At 52.8% G+C, this 20,246-nt stretch carries 19 protein-coding genes; 14 read left to right on the top strand and 5 right to left on the bottom strand.

The annotated features are described in order from the left end of the window. Nucleotides 1-110 precede the first annotated feature (110 nt). Nucleotides 111-1,037 (top strand): LysR family transcriptional regulator, encoded by a 927-nt coding sequence (locus tag ACMGGS_RS01420; RefSeq protein ID WP_414164741.1) that lies wholly within the window; start codon nucleotides 111-113, stop codon nucleotides 1,035-1,037. Here ACMGGS_RS01420 and ACMGGS_RS01425 read toward each other — a convergent pair. The 5 genes from ACMGGS_RS01425 to ACMGGS_RS01445 form a co-directional block, all read right to left on the bottom strand. After that, nucleotides 1,024-1,716 (bottom strand): aspartate/glutamate racemase, encoded by a 693-nt coding sequence (locus tag ACMGGS_RS01425; protein ID WP_414164742.1) that lies wholly within the window; start codon nucleotides 1,714-1,716, stop codon nucleotides 1,024-1,026. The two genes, ACMGGS_RS01420 and ACMGGS_RS01425, sit on opposite strands and share 14 nt — an antisense overlap. A 94-nt stretch (nucleotides 1,717-1,810) precedes the next feature. Continuing rightward, entirely contained in the window at nucleotides 1,811-3,229 is a 1,419-nt protein-coding gene (locus tag ACMGGS_RS01430; RefSeq protein ID WP_414164743.1) for a sugar porter family MFS transporter, read from the bottom strand. Between the two features lie 448 nt (nucleotides 3,230-3,677). Next, nucleotides 3,678-4,439, bottom strand: coding sequence for a 2-dehydro-3-deoxy-D-gluconate 5-dehydrogenase KduD (kduD, locus tag ACMGGS_RS01435; protein WP_414164744.1), 762 nt, complete (start codon nucleotides 4,437-4,439; stop codon nucleotides 3,678-3,680). A 61-nt stretch (nucleotides 4,440-4,500) separates the two neighbouring features. Then, a complete protein-coding gene (kduI, locus tag ACMGGS_RS01440) occupies nucleotides 4,501-5,337 on the bottom strand; it encodes a 5-dehydro-4-deoxy-D-glucuronate isomerase (RefSeq protein WP_414164745.1) in 837 nt (278 codons plus the stop codon). 518 nt (nucleotides 5,338-5,855) lie between these two features. Beyond that, nucleotides 5,856-7,037 (bottom strand): acetyl-CoA C-acetyltransferase, encoded by a 1,182-nt coding sequence (locus ACMGGS_RS01445; protein WP_414166179.1) that lies wholly within the window; start codon nucleotides 7,035-7,037, stop codon nucleotides 5,856-5,858. A gap of 208 nt (nucleotides 7,038-7,245) precedes the next feature. On the opposite strand from ACMGGS_RS01445, the gene ACMGGS_RS01450 reads away from it, so the two are divergent. The 13 genes from ACMGGS_RS01450 to grpM all read left to right on the top strand — a co-directional run bounded on the left by ACMGGS_RS01450 (nucleotide 7,246) and on the right by grpM (nucleotide 20,199). Beyond that, nucleotides 7,246-8,475: an amino acid permease gene (locus ACMGGS_RS01450; RefSeq protein ID WP_414164746.1), complete on the top strand. Its 1,230-nt coding sequence runs from the start codon at nucleotides 7,246-7,248 to the stop codon at nucleotides 8,473-8,475. Nucleotides 8,476-8,699: 224 nt separating this feature from the next. Next, a complete protein-coding gene (locus ACMGGS_RS01455) occupies nucleotides 8,700-9,449 on the top strand; it encodes a hypothetical protein (RefSeq protein ID WP_414164747.1) in 750 nt (249 codons plus the stop codon). A 233-nt stretch (nucleotides 9,450-9,682) separates the two neighbouring features. Next, a complete protein-coding gene (locus ACMGGS_RS01460) occupies nucleotides 9,683-10,798 on the top strand; it encodes a 1-propanol dehydrogenase PduQ (protein WP_414164748.1) in 1,116 nt (371 codons plus the stop codon). A 101-nt stretch (nucleotides 10,799-10,899) separates the two neighbouring features. Then, nucleotides 10,900-11,568 (top strand): phosphate propanoyltransferase, encoded by a 669-nt coding sequence (gene pduL, locus ACMGGS_RS01465; RefSeq protein ID WP_414164749.1) that lies wholly within the window; start codon nucleotides 10,900-10,902, stop codon nucleotides 11,566-11,568. Nucleotides 11,569-11,579: 11 nt separating this feature from the next. Further along, nucleotides 11,580-12,293, top strand: a complete 714-nt coding sequence (locus tag ACMGGS_RS01470) for a flavoprotein (RefSeq protein ID WP_414164750.1) — start codon at nucleotides 11,580-11,582, stop codon at nucleotides 12,291-12,293. A gap of 2 nt (nucleotides 12,294-12,295) precedes the next feature. Continuing rightward, nucleotides 12,296-12,568 (top strand): EutN/CcmL family microcompartment protein, encoded by a 273-nt coding sequence (locus tag ACMGGS_RS01475; RefSeq protein ID WP_276158572.1) that lies wholly within the window; start codon nucleotides 12,296-12,298, stop codon nucleotides 12,566-12,568. 22 nt (nucleotides 12,569-12,590) lie between these two features. After that, nucleotides 12,591-13,091 (top strand): GlcG/HbpS family heme-binding protein, encoded by a 501-nt coding sequence (locus tag ACMGGS_RS01480; protein WP_414164751.1) that lies wholly within the window; start codon nucleotides 12,591-12,593, stop codon nucleotides 13,089-13,091. Nucleotides 13,092-13,118: 27 nt separating this feature from the next. Next, the gene (gene tdcD, locus ACMGGS_RS01485; protein ID WP_414164752.1) at nucleotides 13,119-14,336 is read left to right on the top strand and encodes a propionate kinase; all 1,218 of its coding nucleotides are present in this window, start codon (nucleotides 13,119-13,121) and stop codon (nucleotides 14,334-14,336) included. Nucleotides 14,337-14,521: 185 nt separating this feature from the next. Further along, on the top strand, nucleotides 14,522-14,803 hold the full coding sequence (grpH, locus tag ACMGGS_RS01490) for a propanediol utilization system shell hexameric protein GrpH (protein ID WP_103675147.1): 282 nt from the start codon (nucleotides 14,522-14,524) through the stop codon (nucleotides 14,801-14,803). A gap of 21 nt (nucleotides 14,804-14,824) precedes the next feature. Beyond that, the gene (pduB, locus tag ACMGGS_RS01495; protein WP_276158575.1) at nucleotides 14,825-15,610 is read left to right on the top strand and encodes a propanediol utilization microcompartment protein PduB; all 786 of its coding nucleotides are present in this window, start codon (nucleotides 14,825-14,827) and stop codon (nucleotides 15,608-15,610) included. A gap of 48 nt (nucleotides 15,611-15,658) precedes the next feature. Then, nucleotides 15,659-17,167, top strand: coding sequence for an aldehyde dehydrogenase family protein (locus ACMGGS_RS01500; protein ID WP_414164753.1), 1,509 nt, complete (start codon nucleotides 15,659-15,661; stop codon nucleotides 17,165-17,167). Nucleotides 17,168-17,191: 24 nt separating this feature from the next. Next, the gene (locus ACMGGS_RS01505) at nucleotides 17,192-17,491 is read left to right on the top strand and encodes a BMC domain-containing protein (protein WP_414164754.1); all 300 of its coding nucleotides are present in this window, start codon (nucleotides 17,192-17,194) and stop codon (nucleotides 17,489-17,491) included. 158 nt (nucleotides 17,492-17,649) lie between these two features. Further along, nucleotides 17,650-20,199 (top strand): glycyl radical diol dehydratase GrpM, encoded by a 2,550-nt coding sequence (gene grpM, locus ACMGGS_RS01510; RefSeq protein WP_414164755.1) that lies wholly within the window; start codon nucleotides 17,650-17,652, stop codon nucleotides 20,197-20,199. Nucleotides 20,200-20,246: the final 47 nt, after the last annotated feature.

Consider the following 20,246-nt stretch of genomic DNA (forward strand, 5'->3'; position numbering starts at 1 on the left):
ACTCCATTCGGGATTTTTTTCCATTACGCCACAGCAAGAAGCGAATAAAAAATATCGTTTTGTCGTCAGTTTATGCAAAAATGATATGGGTTTATTTCTCAGGAGCCAACATGCCCGCCGTCAATTTACGCCATATCGAGATCTTTCACGCGGTGATGACCACCGGGAATCTTACCGAGGCCGCGCTGATGCTGCATACCTCGCAGCCGACGGTCAGTCGCGAACTGGCGCGCTTCGAGAAGGTGCTGGGGCTAACGCTATTTACGCGCACCCGCGGCAGACTGCATCCGACAGTACAGGGATTACGGCTGTTTGAAGAGGTGCAGCGCTCGTGGTACGGGCTGGATCGCATTGTCAGCGCCGCGGAAAGTTTACGCGAGTTTCGTCAGGGCGAGCTGTCCGTTGTCTGCCTGCCGGTGTTTTCGCAGTCATTCCTGCCGGTGCTGATCCCGCCTTTTCTGGCGCGTTATCCGGATGTAAGCCTGAATATTGTGCCGCAGGAGTCGCCGCTGCTGGAGGAGTGGCTCTCGGCGCAGCGCCACGATCTCGGGCTGACCGAAACGCTGCACACGCCAGCCGGCAGCGAACGCACGCCGCTGCTGACGCTTAACGAAGTCTGCGTATTGCCGCAGGATCACCCCTTAACGACCCGCGACGTACTGACGCCAGCCGATTTTCACGGTGAAAATTACATCAGCCTGTCGCGCACCGACAGCTATCGTCAGCTACTGGATGCGCTGTTCAGCGACCATCAGGTGAAACGGCGAATGGTGGTGGAGACGCACAGCGCCGCATCAATTTGCGCGCTGGTGCGAGCGGGCGCGGGGATCTCGGTCGTCAACCCGCTGACCGCACTGGACTATGCCGGAACCGGCGTGGCGGTGCGGGCTTTTAGCATCGACGTACCATTCACCGTCAGCCTGATCCGCCCTTTGCATCGTCCGGCCTCGGCGCTGGTGGACGCCTTTACCGACCATCTGCAAGCCAGTCTGCCACGGATTACCGCACCGCTGGAGGCGATGCTTACGAGAGCATAAAATCAACCGCATCCGCCGCGTGGATAGCCGCCGTATCAAACACCGGAATGGGGCTGAGTTCGGCGGGGACCAGCAGACCAATCTCGGTGCAGCCGAAAATCACCCCTTCAGCCCCCTGCTCCGCCAGACGCTGAATCACCTGAAGGTAGTAATCGCGCGAGGCCTCAGTGAAGGTGCCGAGGCATAACTCATCAAAGATAATCTGGTTGATACGCAGGCGATCTTCCGCTTCCGGGATCGGGGTTTCAATCGCAAACTGCTGCGCCAGCCGTCCGCGATAAAAATCCTGCTCCATGGTATAGCGGGTGCCGAGTAGCGCCACCCGCCGCAGATCCTGCTTCGCAATCGCCCGCCCGGTGGCGTCAGCGATATGCAAAAACGGCAGCGAACAGCGATTTTCAATCTGCTCCGCCACTTTGTGCATAGTATTGGTACACAGTACGATCCCCTCAGCTCCGGCGCGTTGTAACCCCACCGCCGCCTGCGCCAGGATATCCCCGGCCCTTTCCCACTCGCCGCTGGCCTGACACGCTTCGATCTCATGGAAATCCACGCTGTGCAGTAACAGGCTGGCAGAGTGCAGTCCGCCAAGACGCTGCTTAATACCTTCGTTGATTAAACGATAATAGGGGATCGTTGACTCCCAGCTCATGCCGCCCAGCAGGCCAATGGTTTTCATCTCACTTATCCTTTCACGCGCACCAAAACGACAGTGAAGCAAAGTTGCCATCGACTTACCAGCCTTTTGGCGCGCGCTCCCGCAATGAACAGGATCAGTTGCCGATATTGCGCAGTTTTTTACCCGCCATCAGGTTGCGTTCGATATGCTCGAGAGTGACGTTTTTGGTCTCCGGGATCAGCCAGAACGTGATGCCGACGAAAGCAATATTCAGCGCCGTGTAGAGCCAGAAGGTTCCGGCCGCGCCGATACTGTCGAGCAGCGTCAGGAAGGTGGCCCCGATGATCATGTTCGACACCCAGTTGGTCGTCGTTGAACAGGTAATGCCGAAGTCGCGACATTTGAGCGGCTGGATTTCAGAGCACAGGATCCATACTACCGGCGCGGCGCTCATTGCATAGCCCGCGATACACATCATGGTCATCCCTACGGAGAGCCACGACAGGCCCGGTGAGGCGGTGCCCTGATCGAACTGCATCAGGCAGTAGCCCAGCACCAGCGTTCCCAGCGCCATCACGCTAAAGCCAATTTTCAGCGCTGGTTTACGCCCGGATTTATCCACCATAAAAATAGCGATAAAGGTGGCGAACATAAAGGTCAGCCCGACAACCAGCGTGGCGATCATTTGCTGCTCGGTGGTGGTAAACCCGGCCATTTTAAAAATACGCGGCGCGTAGTACATGATGATATTCATGCCGGTGAACTGCTGCATCGCCTGAAGCAGCATGCCCAGAAACACCGCACGACGCACGTTGCGGTTAACCTTAAACAGCTTCCAGCCGCCCTGCTTCAGTTTCAGGCTTTCACGGATTTCATTGAGTTCTTCGCGCGCTTTTTCCGAGGTGTCGCGCAGCATCCGCAGCACCTCTTCCGCTTCAATATGCCGACCTTTTTCTGCCAGCCAGCGGGGGCTGTTAGGCAGGAAGATCACCAGTATCATCAACAGAATCGCCGGGAGCGCCAGCACACCCAGCATCGCGCGCCAGTTACCGCTGTAGCTGAAGGCCGTATCGGACAAAAAGGCCAGCACGATACCCAGGGTGACCATCAATTGATACATGCTGATCATTTTACCGCGCACGTTTTCACTGGCCATTTCTGACAGGTACAGCGGCGCGGTATAGGAGGCGATCCCCACCGCCACCCCGAGCACAATGCGTGCCGCGATCAGCACCTCCACGCCCGGCGCAAACGCTGAGCCGAGCGACCCGGCGATAAACAGAATCGCTCCCGCCATCAGGCTGTATTTACGCCCCAACCGGAAGGAGAGCCAGCCGTTAAACAGCGCGCCCAGCGCTGCGCCGAGCATCATACTGCTCACCACCCATTCCTGAAGTCGGCTGGTGAGGACGAAGTGATCGGTAATAAACGGTAGCGCACCGGCAATGACGCCGATATCCAGACCGAACAGCAGCCCGGCGACCGCAGCCGACACCGAAACAAACATATTCATTCGACGCGTATCGCGTAATGCGCGCGGCACCGCCGTTGAATCGTGGCTGATTGAAGTCATTTTTTCCTGCCTGAACCGAGAGAAGATGAAATCAATTTACGAGATGAATCAATTGAGCTGTCAGGCAAGAAAAAGCGTATATATGGATTAAATGGCTATGAGGTCATGTTATGTGATGGATATTACAATTTTAAAAAACAATTGTATTTAATAAATTATTTTTAATTTTATGATTTATATGGATTTAAATATCAACACAGAAATGACCGCTGGAAAAGGCATGGATATTACGCTAACTGGCATATGGACTTTGATTATATAAGAAACAAAAAACCCCGCCGGTGGGGCGAGGTTTAAACGTATTGGCTGCGAGGGTTAACGCGGCTTTTGCCCGGCGGCGCTGCGCTTGCACGGGCCTACCATTTCGCTGTCACACATAATACTGCGACATTTGTAGGCCGATAAGGCGAAGCCGCCATCCGGCATGACGCCGGCGGCACTACGATAATTAACGTGCCAGCCAGCCGCCGTCTACGGCAATGGTATAACCGTTAATGTAATCAGACGCGCTGGAGGCGAGGAAAACAATCGGCCCCATCAGATCGCTTGGCAGGCCCCAGCGGCCCGCCGGGATACGGTCGAGGATCTCCGCGCTACGCTGCTCATCGGCACGCAATTGCTGCGTATTGTTGGTCGCCATATAGCCCGGCGCAATCGCATTGACGTTGACGTTATGCTGCGCCCACTCGTTCGCCATCAGGCGGGTAATGCCCATTACGCCGCTTTTTGATGCGGTGTAGGATGGGACGCGAATGCCCCCCTGGAACGACAGCATGGAGGCAATGTTAATGATTTTGCCGCCCTTGCCCTGCGCGATGAAATGCTTCGCCGCCGCCTGTGACATAAAGAACACGCTTTTGATGTTCAGGTTCATGACGTCATCCCAGTCTTTTTCGCTAAAGTTGATCGCGTCTTCACGACGGATCAGACCCGCGTTATTCACCAGAATATCAATATGACCAAACTCGGCCACAGCGCGTTCCAGGAGTGCCGGAATACCGTCAATCTGGCGCAGATCGGCGGTCAGGCTGAGGAAGCGGCGGCCTAACGCGGTTACCCGCTCAATGGTTTCTGTCGGTTCAACGATATTGATACCGACAATATCGCAGCCCGCTTCGGCCAGACCCAGTGCCATCCCCTGACCCAGACCGGTATCGCATCCGGATACCACCGCGACTTTACCTTGCAGAGAAAATGCTTCCAGAATCATTTTTCGTTCCTTATCTTTCAGAGCCTGTCACAACAGGCAAACTATGACGATGCCAGCGCGACTAGCGCAAATCTTTTACTGCTACGTGGTCCATATCATCAAAGACCTGGTTTTCACCGACCATGCCCCAGATGAAGGTATAGGCTTTGGTGCCAACGCCGGAGTGAATCGACCAGCTTGGAGAAATCACCGCCTGCTCATTTTGCATTACGATGTGCCGCGTTTGCTGCGGCTGCCCCATCATGTGGAACACGCAGGTGTCTTCATCCATATTGAAGTAGAAATAAACTTCCATACGGCGCTCATGGGTATGGCACGGCATGGTATTCCACAGGTTGCCGGGTGCCAGTTCGGTCAGGCCCATGCTGAGCTGACAGGTTTCCAGCACATCCGGAATAAAGTATTTGTTGATGGTACGACGGTTACTGGTGAGGTTATCTCCCAGCGTGACGGGCGCGACATCCGCTGGCGTCACTTTTTTGGTTGGATAGGTCGTATGAGCCGGTGCGCAGTTGTAGTAAAACTTGGCCGGTTTTGCCGCATCAACGCTGGCGAACACCACTTCTTTCGCCCCTTTACCGACGTACAGCGCGTCGCGATGACCGATTTCATGACAGGTGCCATCAACGGTAATCGTGCCAGGGCCGCCAATGTTAATCACGCCCAGTTCGCGGCGTTCCAGAAAATAGCTGACGCCAAGCTGTTTACCCACTTCGCCACCTACAGAAACCGTCTTCGCCACCGGCATAATGCCGCCAACGATAATACGGTCAATGTGGCTGTACACCATGGTGTACTCATCGGCCACAAACACGTTTTCGACTAAAAATTCTTTGCGCAGCCCCTGAGTATCCAGGGTCTTAGCATGATCGCTGTGGATGCTTTGTCTGATGTCCACGTTACCTCCAGAAGAGAATCGGTGAGCCATACTGGCTCGCGAAGCGAAAGCCTGTTTCGCTCTGTTGATGTCTCCATCTTAGCCCTCCTGAAACGTCTTTTCAATTATAAATAAAACAACGTTTCAATTTTTTGCAACTAAAGTTCGGAAATGTCGCTATGATCGCAAAAATGGTCAACACGGCCCGGAGAGCAAAGAAGTAAAATCATAAATTACAATCAGTTAAATAACCTTGATAAAAAAACAGCGGAGGCTAAAAATTTGGCAAAGAAATAAAGACAAGTTGGCCACACATCACAGAAATGCCAGACGTGAAAGCTGTTATAAGGAAATTCTTGCAAAATGCGTTAAGCGTCACAGATTATGAAACGATGTTTCGATAAATTAATACCAGCTTTTAAATACGGTCATAGCTAGCTGTCAGTAGCAACGTATGAGTGAAAATGAGAACTTCTGTAACTGGCCTTTGCCCTCATTATTATTGAGGGCTTTTTTTTTGGGCTGGGGGAAGGGAAAATCTAATCGCGTTCGATAGCCAGGGCGACGCCCTGACCGCCGCCGATACAGAGCGTGGCCACGCCGCGCCGGGACTGACGCTTGATCATTTCATGCACCAGCGACACCAGGATACGGCATCCTGAGGCACCAATCGGATGACCCAGCGCAATAGCGCCGCCGTTAACATTGACCCGGCTGGCATCCCACTCCAGCATTTTACCGACCGAAATGGCCTGCGCGGCAAAGGCTTCATTGACCTCCAGTAAATCCACCTCGCCCAGTGCCCAGCCTGCTCTTTCCAGGCAGCGGCGGGTAGCATAGACCGGCGCAATCCCCATTAAGGCAGGGTCCACCCCGACGCTGGCAAAGGCCCGAATGCGCGCCAGCACCGGCAGATTAAGTTCCTGGGCTTTTGCTTCGCTCATCATCAGCACTGCCGCTGCGCCGTCATTAATGGAGGAGGCATTACCCGCCGTCACCGAACCGGTAAGATCAAAGGCCGGAACAAGCTGCGCCAGCCCTTCGGCACTGGCATCGGTGCGCGGTTGTTCGTCCGTATCCACCAGCACGCTCGTGCCATCGGCACGCACGGTGGCAACCGGGACAATCTCATCTTTAAAACGTCCGGAATCGATAGCCAGACGCGCCTTGTGCTGAGATCGTAGCGCCCAGTCATCCTGTAACTCGCGGCTGATACCATATTCCCGCGCCAGATTTTCTGCCGTCACGCCCATATGATAATCATTAAAGGCATCCCACAGTCCATCGTGTACCAGACTGTCAATGAGCTGGCTGTTCCCCAGTTGTGCGCCGGTGCGGCTGTCGGTGAGCACATGCGGCGCCCGGCTCATGTTTTCCTGGCCTCCGGCTATGACGACATCCGCTTCACCACACTGGATAGCCTGGGTTGCCAGATGCAGGGCCTTAAGCCCTGAGCCACAAACGTCATTGATGGTTATGGCAGAAATCGTATTGGGCAATCCGCCATTCAGCGCTGACTGGCGGGCCGGATTTTGTCCCGCTCCTGCCGTCAATACCTGGCCGAGGATCACTTCATCCACATTGTGCGCCTGAATGCCGCTGCGTTCGATCAGCGCTCTGATGACCGTGCTGCCCAGATCGACGGCGGAAAGGCGCGATAACGTGCCCTGAAAACAACCAATGGGCGTGCGAACCGCCCCTACGATAACCACCTCTTTCATGATGACCTCAGCGAAAAATCCCCCGCTATAGTAGTGCATTGTTAATATCTCTTATTTTAATTGTTTTAAATAAGTGAGATTTATCACAATAGATTGTTAATTTAATTTGCACGTAGCGTCCGCCCTTCCTGCCAATATGCCACTTAGCCGCAGAATTATGGTAAGTTGCGCTTCTTTTTATCCCTTACATGCTATTAAAAACTAACTAATGTCGAAATTTTGGTCAAAAGAAGAGACTCTGTGGAGTTTCGCGCTATATGGAACGGCTGTGGGTGCCGGGACGCTATTTCTTCCCATTCAACTTGGATCTGCCGGTGCCGTGGTGCTGCTTATTACCGCCCTGGTGGCCTATCCATTAACCTACTGGCCGCATAAAGCACTGTGTCAGTTTATCCTCTCTGCGCAGACTCCCGCGGGTGAAGGCATCACCGGAGCGGTAACCCACTATTACGGCAGGAAAATCGGCAGTGCGATCACTGCACTCTATTTTGTCGCCTTTTTTGTGGTCATCCTGATCTATGCGGTCGCCATTACTAACTCGCTGTGCGAGCAGGTCGCGAAATACCGGGAGGTGACGACCGGCGTGCGAATGCTGGTGAGTCTGGGCGTTGTCGTAGTGCTGAATGCAATTTTTTTGATGGGGCGTCATGCCACGATCCGGGTGATGGGACTACTGGTTTTTCCACTCATCGCCTACTTCCTGTTCCTGTCGGTCTATCTGACTGGCCACTGGCAGCCGTCTTTACTCACCAGTCAAATCACCTTCGATAGCCATACACTGCATCAGGTGTGGATCTCTATTCCCGTGATGGTTTTTGCTTTTAGTCATACGCCGATTATTTCCACATTTGCCATCGACAGAGAGGAAAAATATCGTGAGAAGGCTATGGATAAATGCAAAAAAATTATGAAGGTGGCTTACCTGATTATCTGCCTGAGCGTACTGTTTTTTGTTTTTAGTTGTCTGCTGTCGATTCCGTCCTCTTATATTAATGCCGCCAGAGAGGAAGGCGTGACTATTTTATCCGCCCTCTCCGCGATGCCTGATTCACCGGCCTGGCTGGCCATTTCGGGCATTGTGGTGGCGGTGATAGCGATGTCTAAATCCTTCCTTGGCACCTATTTTGGTGTTATCGAAGGCGCGACCGAAATCGTCAAATCTGCTTTAGGCTATGTGGGAATTAAAAAAAACCGGGCATTTAATCGGGCGATGTCGGTGATCCTCATTTCACTGACAACGTTCGTCGTGTGCTGTATTAACCCGAATGCGATTTCCATGATTTATGCTATCAGCGGGCCGCTGATAGCGGTGATCCTGTTCATTATGCCAACGCTTTCCACTTACCTGATCGCATCACTAAAACCTTACCGTTCACTGGCTAATCTTATTACGCTGATCGTTGGATTGCTCTGCGTTTCGGTGATGTTTTTCAGCTAATTTATCTGCTGCCCGACGAGCGTCAGTGTCGGGCAGATACCCACTATTCTGTTTAATATAATTTTTTAATTTTAATTAAAACGTCATATTTATCTGCTTCTTAATGCATGGAATGCGGAAAATCGCGTGAAGTTTTGTAATCAGCATAATCCACTGTATTAATTTTAGACAGACGAGTCCATAATGATCCTTCATCTGACGGCATCCCTTTAAGGGGGCTTAATATGAAATACCATTCTACAGATAACGTCTGCATCATTACCGGCATTCACCCTTCCAACCTGCGACGCTGGTATCGTTACGGGCTGATTAGCGCTGGCGAATTTTCTGAAGGCTGGAATGAAAAGCAGCTTGAGGACATTCGCACGTTAAAAATGCAGACAGCGAGTGGAGCGACGCTTCGTCAAATTCGCCAAAGCCGTCAGTCAGGTATTCCCCTGCACTCTTACGGCTGGGTAGCGTTAAAAGGCGAATTACTCTGGCTACTGGAGTTTGGCTCCAATCGTGCCCTGTCACGCTATTTCCGCAATATTGTGAGCGATTACAGTAGTAATGACGTGATTAATTCCTTACTGCGTCCACTAAACCGCTGGCTTCAGGAAGATATCCGTGAAGGTTCCCGCCGCCGTCTGCAACGTTTTCACCAGTGCATCGTTCAACGCGCGGACTCGCTGACACGCGCCTCCAGCCGGAAAGGTGATACGCCCCTGTTTCTGGAAGCGGTTAGCGTGAAAGATGATAACGAAATCTGGCTGGAAGCAATTCGGTTATACGGTCAGGGTTTTAGCGTTGAAGTGTCCTCCACCGTCAGCGACGCTCCTGCCGAAATCAGTAGCCGCCATGAGCATCATTTAATGTGGTGTGGTGCAGGCATCAGCATCGGGATGCAGCAACACTTCTACAACAGTATGGCCGACGGAAAATCCGTCATGCTTTGCGGACCAGACCGCTCCGTGACGCCATCCATTAATTAATCGTTAATCGCGGCACAAAGTGGGGAAGAGTGTATTTCTGCGTGATTTATCATTTGCGTTCCTCCGCTCTCCCGCTGTATTTTTTTGTCAATTTTTACCAATAACAGCAACATAATCCTGACTTAGCACAAGCAGAGCCAGCGTCTTCTTTTATCTTCCATGACAACATGCAATCTCTTTCCAGACCCGGCGCCTGTCAGCGGGTTATTATTTGAGGATAGGGTTGTTAACCAATGGCGAGTTACTTTTTTTCCATCCCTGACGTCTATTTCGGTGAAGACGCGATTAGCACTTTGCGCCGTCTGAACCATAAAAAAGTCGCTATCGTGACCGATAATTTTATGGCGACGTCAGGTAAGACGCGCTATTTAATCAATGAGATGCCTCAGGCTTCGGTTTCTATTTTCAGCGATGTCACGCCCGATCCCAGCATTGATATTTTGCGCGCGGGTGCATCACAGTTTAAAAGCATGAAGCCGGACGTGATCATTGCGCTGGGCGGCGGTTCATCACTGGATGCTGCCAAAGGCATCAAGGTCACCCTAGAAGAATATTTCCCTCAGCATACCATTGAGCTTATCGCCATCCCCACTACCAGCGGTTCCGGCTCGGAAGTCACCTCGTATGCCATTATTTCCGATCCCGATAATGGGCGAAAATATCCGCTTATTGACGATAAACTGGTGCCGGACTGCGCCATTCTTGATCCTCATCTGGTGTTATCAGTTCCCCGCCAGGTGGCGGTCGATACCGGGATGGATGTGCTGACGCATGCCATTGAGGCTCTGGTCTCTGTCGGGGCTAATGATTTTAGCGATGCGCTGGCGGAAAAAGCTATTGCTCTGGTCTGGCAACATCTACCGACCGTTTTCGATGACGAAAAAAATCTTGATGCCCGTACGCATATGCATAACGCCTCCTGCATGGCGGGAATGGCCTTTAATTCCGCCGGATTGGGCCTGGTACACGGGATGGCCCATGCAATAGGCGGCATGCTACATATTCCTCACGGCAAAATTAACGCGATGTTGCTGCCGCTTATTATCGAGTTTAACGCAGAGCGCTCGCCGTATGCCGTCGAACGTTATCTGCAATGCGCGGCGGTAATGGGTATCCACGCAGATACACCGCAGCAAACCTTGAATAATCTTGTCGCCCGTCTCCATGAAATTAATCGTCATTTTGGTATTCCGGCAACGCTCGCCGGGTTGTCTGTCACGATGCAGACCGTTGAATCATTTCGCCCGGCACTGATTGCCGCAGCGCTGGCAGACGGCTGTACCACCAGCAATCCCTGTAAACCCGTGGCGGCGGATATTGATCGGTTACTCACGCGTATTGCCCGCTAAATCCGGACAAGATTGCCTTCATCTTGCAAAGGTAAACAGCAAAACGCACAAAGGCCTGGTCTCAGGCTCGCGCTATTACACACTTTCAGGTCATTGATATTATGAATTACAACCAGCAACAAGCCGAATGGATCACCCAACAAATTCTTCAGGAACTGGCCGCGTCTACAAAACCCGCAGACGCGCTGACAATTCCCGTCGGCATTTCCAATCGCCACGTGCATTTAAGCCGCGAAGATATGGATGTCCTGTTTGGCTACGGGTCGACATTGACCCGAATGAAAGCCGTAAAACAGCCCGGTCAGTATGCTGCGGAAGAAACGGTGACGCTGCGAGGCCCCAAAGGCGAATTGCATAAAGTGCGGGTACTTGGACCATTACGCAGCGCCACGCAAATTGAAATCTCCGTTTCTGACGGTTTCGCTCTGGGCGTAAAAGCCCCGGTGCGAATGTCTGGCGACCTGCAGGATTCACCAGGCATTGAAATCATTGGTCCCAATGGACGGGTAGTGAAAACGGACGGTGCCATTGTCGCCTGGCGGCATATTCATATTTCTCCACAGGACGCCGAAGCACATGCGCTGCGTGACGGCATGGAAATCGATGTCCGCATTGACGGCCATCGCGGGGGCGTCCTGAGTCACGTCGTGGTCCGCGTCAGCGCCGATGCCGTACTGGAAATGCACATTGATGTTGAAGAGGCCAATGGCTTTGGTTTGCGCAACGGCGATTGCGTCACGCGGGTATCGACCCGTTCGCAGGGCCGTTAAGGAAGAAAGCCATGGATCAGCATTATCTGTCGCAACTGCTGGATACCATTATCGACGACCTGTTGATGCGTCGAAAAAAGCGATTGCAGGCCAATAGCAAAATCATGCACGTGATCATAAGCGGTGACGATCTGACGACGCTACCCGCCACCCTGGATTGCCTGATGGCGCTGACTCACAGCGGCTATTGTTTACGGCTGGCTTTTTCCTGTAGCGCCTCCCACTCTGCGCTACAGGCAACCTGCCTGGATGCGCTGACACAACGCGGAATTGATGTACTTTGCGATAATTGTGAACCCGGCGCTGTCACCGACAATGACTGGGGGCTGTACCTGCCAGCGCTCTCTACCAACAGTATGAGCAAAATAGCTCTCGGCATTCGCGATAACCTGGTGTGCCGCTGGGCCTTTTACGCACTTGCACAAAATAAGCCGGTTATTGTCACGCTGAATGCCGAATGCCGCCACGACTCAACCACGCATTTTGCCCCTGCCCTGCGGGCGCGACTGGCAAATTATGCCGCCATTCTGATGGAATACGGCTGCACGATTATCGGTCAACCTGCGCCCGTCAGCCCGGAGAAACGACTGCTTACGCTGAGTGATGTGCGACAGCATCCCAGCGGTGACACCCTTCATATTGGTGGTAACACGTTAATTACTCCCGCCGCCCGTGATGAAATCCGGGACCGGGGCATTGCCATCGTTCAACGTCTTAAGGAGTAAGTATGTATCTGGCAAAAGTGACCGGAGCGCTTGTCTCGACCACCAAACATGCCTCGCTTAATGGCGCAAAGCTACTGATTGTTGCGCGTCTCGACGAGCGTTATCAGCCCACCGGCACCGCTCAGGTGGCCGTGGATTTTGTCGGTGCAGGCAATGGTGAAATCGTGATTGTGACTACCGGCAGTTCGGCACGCATGAGTAACAGTAAAGAACATTCGGTCATTGATGCGTCGATCGTTGGCATCGTTGATTCTGTCGATTTGAATGACCAGTAACGGGCAGACAGGAGGAAATATCATGCTCCATGAACCGAATGCCGAACTTGATCAACGTATCCGTGATGCTATCGCACGCCAGCTCTCTCCGCGCCAGCTTTCGCTAAGTCTGGCGGATGCTGCCGCTCTGGCAAAATGTGCCCTTGAAGTGGCTGAGGCGTATGAGGTGCCCATTGTTTTTAGCCTTGTCGATGCTACAGGTCATCAGCGTTATTTCTTTAGCATGGACAATGCGTTACTTATCAGCCACACGCTTGCCAAGCAAAAAGCATGGACCGCCGTGGCCCTTAAAATGCCGACGCACGCACTGGCGGCAGAAGTACAGCCGGGTTCCAGCCTGTACGGACTCCAGCACGAGGCAGGGCTTTGCTGCTTCGGCGGCGGGTTACCCTGCTGGTCTGAGGGTGTTCTGTTAGGCGGCATCGGTATCAGTGGCGGTAGCGTCGAGCAAGATATTGCTATCGCCAGTGCCACATTACAGCGCTTTAGTCAGCAGCACTTTCCCCTTACATCCTCTCATTAATTGCGCTTACTACGCGCTGAGGTCGTTATGTCGTTAGCATCACTGGTTCTGGTTATCAACTGCGGTTCATCTTCACTCAAATTTTCGGTGATCTCTCCTGATGAAGATGCCCCCCTCCTTTCCGGTCTGGCCGAGAAGCTGGGACTGGCAGACGCCTGTATCACTTTTAAAGCCGGTGCGGATCATAAAACCACGCACTCGCTGAGTGAGGCCAGTCATCATCAGGCGCTGAGAGCGTTATTCGCCCGGCTGGATGATATGGCGCTGTTGCCGCGTCTTTACGCCATTGGTCATCGGGTTGCTCACGGCGGCAGCGATTTTCAACAGTCGGTTCTCATTGATGCGCAGGTTATCGCCCGCATCCGCGAATTGTCAGCGCTGGCCCCACTGCATAATCCGGCAAACCTGATTGGCATTGAGGCGGCTATGGCGCTGCTTCCCGCTCTGCCGCAGGTGGCCGTCTTTGATACTGCCTTCCACCAGACGCTGTCTCCCGCCGCTTATACCTATGCGATCCCGCTGGAATATCAGCACAATCACCAGGTCAGACGCTATGGTTTCCACGGTACCTCGCACCGATTTATCGCGGCAGAAGCGGTAAAGCGTCTCGATCTCGATCCTGACGATCACGGTATTCTTATTGCGCATCTCGGCAATGGTTCATCCGTCTGCGCGGTGAAGAACGGTATCAGCGTGGATACCTCCATGGGCATGACGCCGCTTGAGGGACTGGTGATGGGAACACGTTGCGGCGATCTGGATTTTGGCGCGGCAGCCTATATTGCCCGCTGTAGCGGACAATCCTTCGAAGCCGTCTATAAGATGGTGAATAACGAATCCGGGCTGCTGGGGATCTCCGGCCTTTCCAGTGACTGCCGCACGTTACAGGAAGCGCGACGTCAGGGCGATGAGCGCGCTGCGCTGGCCATTGAGGTGATGGTGCATCGTCTGGCCCGTCACTTAGGTGCTCATCTCGCCTCGCTACACCGTTTTGATGCGCTGATATTTACCGGCGGCATCGGAGAAAATTCTGCACTGGTACGTGAGTTGACCGCGCAAAAGCTGGCAGTATTTGGCATTGCGCTGGACAGCAAAAAGAATGAATTCCTGTATGCCGGTCGTGATGGCGTGATCTCCCTGCCCGGTTCCCCGCTTGTCGCGGTGATCCCCACAAATGAAGAAAAAATGATCGCCCAGGACGCCGCCGCCATTGCATCGACCCTGTCTGCTGCCGTTAGCGAATGATGCAACAAAGAGGATTTTATTGTCCGCGACAATAATGGAAAACAAGAAAATCTCTCTGGCGGGCAAAACATTTTGTCCATAACGCAATATTATCGTAGTGCATGAATTAATGATGTATATGAATTAAACCTTCATCGGTTATTTCATTACTTGCCTTTACTCTTACCGGAAATATTGAGGTTGATATGCAACAAGAAGCATTAGGTATGGTTGAAACAAAAGGTCTGGTCTCCGCCATTGAAGCTGCAGACACCATGGTTAAATCCGCAAATGTCATGCTCGTCGGATACGAAAAAATCGGCTCTGGCCTGGTTACCGTCATGGTCCGTGGTGATGTTGGTGCGGTAAAGGCAGCAACCGATGCAGGCTCTGCCGCAGCCACTAAAGTCGGTGAACTGGTCTCCGTACATGTTATTCCACGCCCACATATTGAAGTGGAAAAAATCCTGCCGAAAGCTGTCAGTTAATAAAGACTGAGGATACTGACCATGAGAGATAATCTTGTTGAACAGATTATATCTGAAGTAATGAATAAGCAGACCGGCAGCACCACAAATAATAAAACCGCCGCCAGCATTACCGGTTGTGGTTTAACAGAATTTGTCGGCACCGCCCTCGGTCATACTATTGGGCTGGTGATTGCCAACGTCGATCATCAATTACATGAAGTGATGAATATCGACAAGAAATATCGCTCAATCGGTATTCTTGGTGCCCGCACGGGCGCTGGCCCGCATATTTTTGCCGCAGACGAAGCAATCAAAGCGACTAATAGTGAGATCCTCGCCATTGAGCTTGCTCGCGACACTGAAGGCGGTGGCGGACACGGATGTATGATCGTGTTCGGCGCTGCTGATGTCTCTGATGTTCGCCGTGCTATTGAAGTCGCCTTAGCGGAAATTGAACGGACCATGGGTGACGTCTACGGCTCCCCGGCGGGGCATCTGGAGTTTCAGTACACCGCCCGCGCCAGTTATGCGCTGAATAAAGCTTTCGATGCGCCATTAGGTAAAGCTTTCGGTATGACCTGCGCCTGTCCTGCCGCAATTGGTATTGTTGTCGCCGATGCGGCAGCGAAAGCCGCAGTAGTCGATCCGGTCGGCTATGCCAGTCCCGGCAAAGGCACCAGCTTCAGCAATGAAGTGATCTTTACCTTCGCAGGCGATTCCGGCGCGGTGCGCCAGGCCGTGATTGCGGCAAGAGAGGTTGGGCTGCAACTTCTGTCCACCTTAGATCCTGCGCCGATTAAATCGACGACCACGCCCTATATTTGAGGCGTGTTGCCCTGCGCCTGACGCGATGTGAAGTAAGGAATAAATTGCATGAACGACATTGAAATTACTCAGGCTGTCTCTCGCGTGCTGAGTAAATACACGAAAACCACGCCTGAGACCGTCACCAGCAGCGCGTCGGCTTCGACAACACCGCCCGACCGCGACAGCATTGAGGCGATCGTTGCCAGCGTGCTGGCCAGCCGTCAACACGGTGATGCCGGTACGTCATCTGATACGGGCGATGGCGCATTTGCCACGATGGACGAGGCGATTGCCGCTGCCAAACAGGCACAAATCCAGTACCGCCACTGCACCATGCAGGATCGGGCTAACTTTATTGACGGCATCCGCGCTGTTTTCCTTCAGGACGATGTATTGCAGACGATATCGCGCATGGCGGTAGAAGAAACCGGGATGGGCAATTACGCCGATAAACTGGTGAAAAACCGGGTCGCCGCGCAAAAAACGCCGGGAATTGAAGACCTGGCCACCTGTGCGCAGAGCGGCGATAACGGCCTGACGTTAACGGAATATTCAGCTTTTGGTGTGATCGGTTCTATCACACCGACGACGAATCCGACGGAAACCATTATCAATAATTCCATCGGTATGCTGGCAGCAGGCAACACGGTTATTTTCAGTCCCCATCCGCGCTCGCGCAACGTTTCTCTGCATTGCGTAGCGCTGATCAATCAGCGGCTGGCGCAACTCGGCGCCCCGGCCAACCTGGTCGTAACGGTGAGCAAACCGTCGATCGAAAACACCACGGCGTTAATCAACGATCCTCGCGTTAATATGCTGGTTGCCACCGGCGGTCCGGCAATTGTCAAAACCGTTATGTCATCAGGCAAAAAAGCCGTCGGCGCAGGTGCAGGCAATCCACCCGCCGTGGTGGATGAAACGGCAAATATTGAGAAAGCGGCCAGAGATATTATTAACGGCTGTAGTTTTGACAATAACCTGCCGTGCGTAGCCGAAAAAGAGGTCATCGTCGTTAATGAAGTGGCGGATTATCTCATCCACTGCATGAAGAAAAGTGGCGCACTATTGCTGTGTGACAAGCAGCATATCCAGCAATTACAGTCGCTGGTGCTGAATGAAAAAGGGACCGGGCCGAATACCGCTTTCGTCGGCAAAGATGCCCGCTATATCCTGCAGAAAATCGGTATTGATGCGCCGGAGGAGGTCAAGGTTATCCTGATCGAGACGGAACGCGATCATCCTTTCGTGGTGCATGAATTAATGATGCCGATTCTCCCTGTGGTTCGGGTTGAAAACGTCGATGAAGCCATCGATTTGGCGGTCAAAGTGGAGCATGGCAATCGCCACACCGCCATGATGCATTCAACCAACGTTGAAAAACTCACCCGCATGGCGCGCCTGATCCAGACCACCATTTTTGTCAAAAATGGTCCGTCCTATGCCGGCATTGGCGTTAGCGGCGAAGGACATGCCACGTTCACTATCGCCGGGCCGACCGGTGAAGGGCTTACCTCGGCACGCACCTTCGCCAGACATCGCCGGTGCGTTATGGTTGAAGCGTTGAATATTCGCTGACATAAGCGGACGGGTAATCCAAAGATGAAAACACGCATTATCAATGCTCCAACTCCGGAAACGCTGGCCATGCTGAAGCGGCGTATGCCTTCGGAGTCCCGTAATCGGCTGGACAGATTTCGTATTGATGCCATCGGGTTGATTATGCTGCCCGTACCCGATCTCTACTTTTTCGCCGATCGGGCAAGCAAAAGCGCCAATGTTGCGGTGTCGGAAATCTTTGGTAGTTGCCCGCAACATATTACGACCCTGGCAATATTCGGTGAAGTCGCCGCAGTCAATGAAGCAATACGCATTATCGAGGATGACAGCACTATATTCTAAGAGTGCCTGTTAATAACCCGGATCCGTAATAGCAGCGTTATTAATAGTTCAGCACCAGACCGTCTCATCATTTTGCAAGCGTATTCCGGCATTGCTGTCAGGTAAAAAATTCCGGCGTGATAAACGCATCACGCCAATATCATTTCGGGAGTTATTGTATGTTAGAGAAAGGCTTTAATAATCCGACTGAACGTGTTGTAAGACTGAAAAATATGATCCTGCATGCTAAACCCTACGTAGAATCTGAGCGTGCAGTGCTGGCAACCGAAGCATATAAAGAGAATGAACATCTTCCTGCCATTATGCGTCGGGCAAAAGTGGTCGAGAAAATATTCAATGAACTGCCGGTGACGATCCGCCCGGATGAATTGATTGTTGGCGCAGTCACTATTAATCCGCGCTCAACTGAAATTTGTCCGGAGTTCTCCTATGATTGGGTAGAAAAAGAATTTGAGACGATGGAACATCGTATCGCTGACCCCTTCATTATTCCGAAAAAAACCGCAGAAGACCTGCATCAGGCATTTAAATACTGGCCGGGAAAAACGACCAGCTCGCTGGCCGCGTCCTATATGTCTGAGGCGACCAAAGAGAGCATGGGTAATGGCGTATTTACCGTCGGTAACTATTTTTACGGCGGTGTGGGTCACGTTAGCGTCGATTACGGCAAAATATTGAAAATCGGCTTTCGTGGCATTATTGATGAAGTGACCCGCGCGCTGGAAAATCTGGACCGCAGCGCGCCGGACTACATCAAGAAAGAGCAGTTTTATCATGCGGTGATCCTCAGTTATCAGGCAGCGATTTCATTTGCCCACCGCTACGCTCAGGAGGCAACCCGCCTGGCACGCGAAGAACGCGATCCGACCCGTCAACGCGAGCTGGAGCAGATTGCGAAAAACTGTACCCGCGTGCCGGAATACGGTGCCACTACTTTCTGGGAAGCCTGTCAGACCTTCTGGTTTATTCAGAGCATGTTGCAAATTGAATCCAGCGGCCATTCTATTTCCCCCGGACGCTTCGACCAGTATATGTATCCTTACCTGGCGGCAGACAACGCCATCAGCCAGGAGTTCGCGCAGGAACTGGTGGACTGCTGCTGGATCAAACTCAATGATATCAACAAAACTCGTGATGAAGTCTCAGCTCAGGCTTTCGCAGGCTACGCCGTGTTCCAGAACCTGTGTGTGGGCGGCCAGACAGAAGATGGTCGTGATGCCACCAACCCACTGACCTATATGTGCATGGAAGCGACGGCACATGTGCGTCTGCCTCAGCCCTCTTTCTCCATTCGTGTCTGGCAAGGCACACCGGATGAGTTCCTTTTCCGCGCCTGTGAACTGGTACGTCTCGGCCTTGGCGTCCCGGCCATGTATAACGACGAAGTCATTATTCCGGCGCTCCAGAACCGGGGCGTCTCACTGCGTGACGCGCGCGATTACTGCATCATTGGTTGCGTAGAGCCGCAGGCTCCCCATCGTACTGAGGGATGGCACGATGCGGCATTCTTCAACGTGGCGAAAGTACTGGAAATCACGCTGAATAATGGACGCTCAGGCACGAAACAACTCGGCCCGGCAACCGGTGAACTGACGCAGTACACCAGCCTCGATGACTTCTACCGCGCGTTTAAACAACAGATGGCGCACTTTGTTCATCAGCTGGTTGAAGCCTGTAACAGCGTGGATATCGCCCACGGAGAACGCTGTCCGCTGCCTTTCCTGTCTGCGATGGTGGATGATTGTATCGGACGCGGGAAATCACTTCAGGAAGGTGGCGCGATCTATAACTTTACCGGCCCGCAGGCGTTTGGCATCGCTGATACCGGCGACTCGGTTTATGCCATTCAGAAACAGGTTTTTGAAGACCGCAGATTGACGTTGCAGGAACTGAAAAGTGCGCTGGATGCCAACTTTGGCTATCCGACTGGAAGCAGCCCGCAGAGCGCCCCGGCGAAGTCTTCGCTGGGCGAACAGGAAATTTACGCCATTGTGAAAGGGATTATTGAGCGTGATGGCTCGCTCGATCCGGCGACGATTAAAAACGAGGTCTACCGTCAGCTTTCCGGTACCAGCACCCGCGCCGCACCGTCAGGTACGCATTCTCGCTTCGAAGAGATCCGTCATATTCTGGAGAACACGCCGTGTTTTGGTAACGATATCGATGAAGTGGATCTCGTCGCCCGCCAGTGTGCACTGATTTACTGTCAGGAAGTGGAGAAATACACCAACCCACGTGGTGGACGCTTCCAGGCCGGGATCTATCCGGTTTCCGCAAACGTGCTGTTTGGCAAGGATGTCAGTGCGCTGCCGGATGGTCGTCTGGCGAAAGAGCCGCTGGCCGATGGTGTTTCGCCTCGCCAGGGTAAGGATACTCAGGGTCCTACTGCTGCCGCCAACTCGGTTGCCAAACTGGATCACTTTATCGCCTCTAATGGCACGCTATACAACCAGAAGTTCTTGCCGTCTTCACTGGCAGGAGAGAAAGGTCTGCATCACTTCGGCGGGCTGGTACGTAACTATTTCGACAAGAAAGGGATGCACGTTCAGTTCAACGTTATCGATCGCAATACGCTACTGGAAGCGCAGAAAAATCCGCAGCAGCATCAGGATCTGGTGGTGCGAGTGGCGGGTTATAGCGCTCAGTTTGTGGTGCTGGCGAAAGAAGTTCAGGACGACATTATCAGCCGTACCGAACAGCAGTTCTGATCAATCCTGCCTGAGGGCCATGGTTTTGCCATGGCCTTTTTTAAAGC

This window comes from Superficieibacter sp. BNK-5 (assembly GCF_047456055.1).
Lineage (GTDB): Bacteria > Pseudomonadota > Gammaproteobacteria > Enterobacterales > Enterobacteriaceae > Superficieibacter.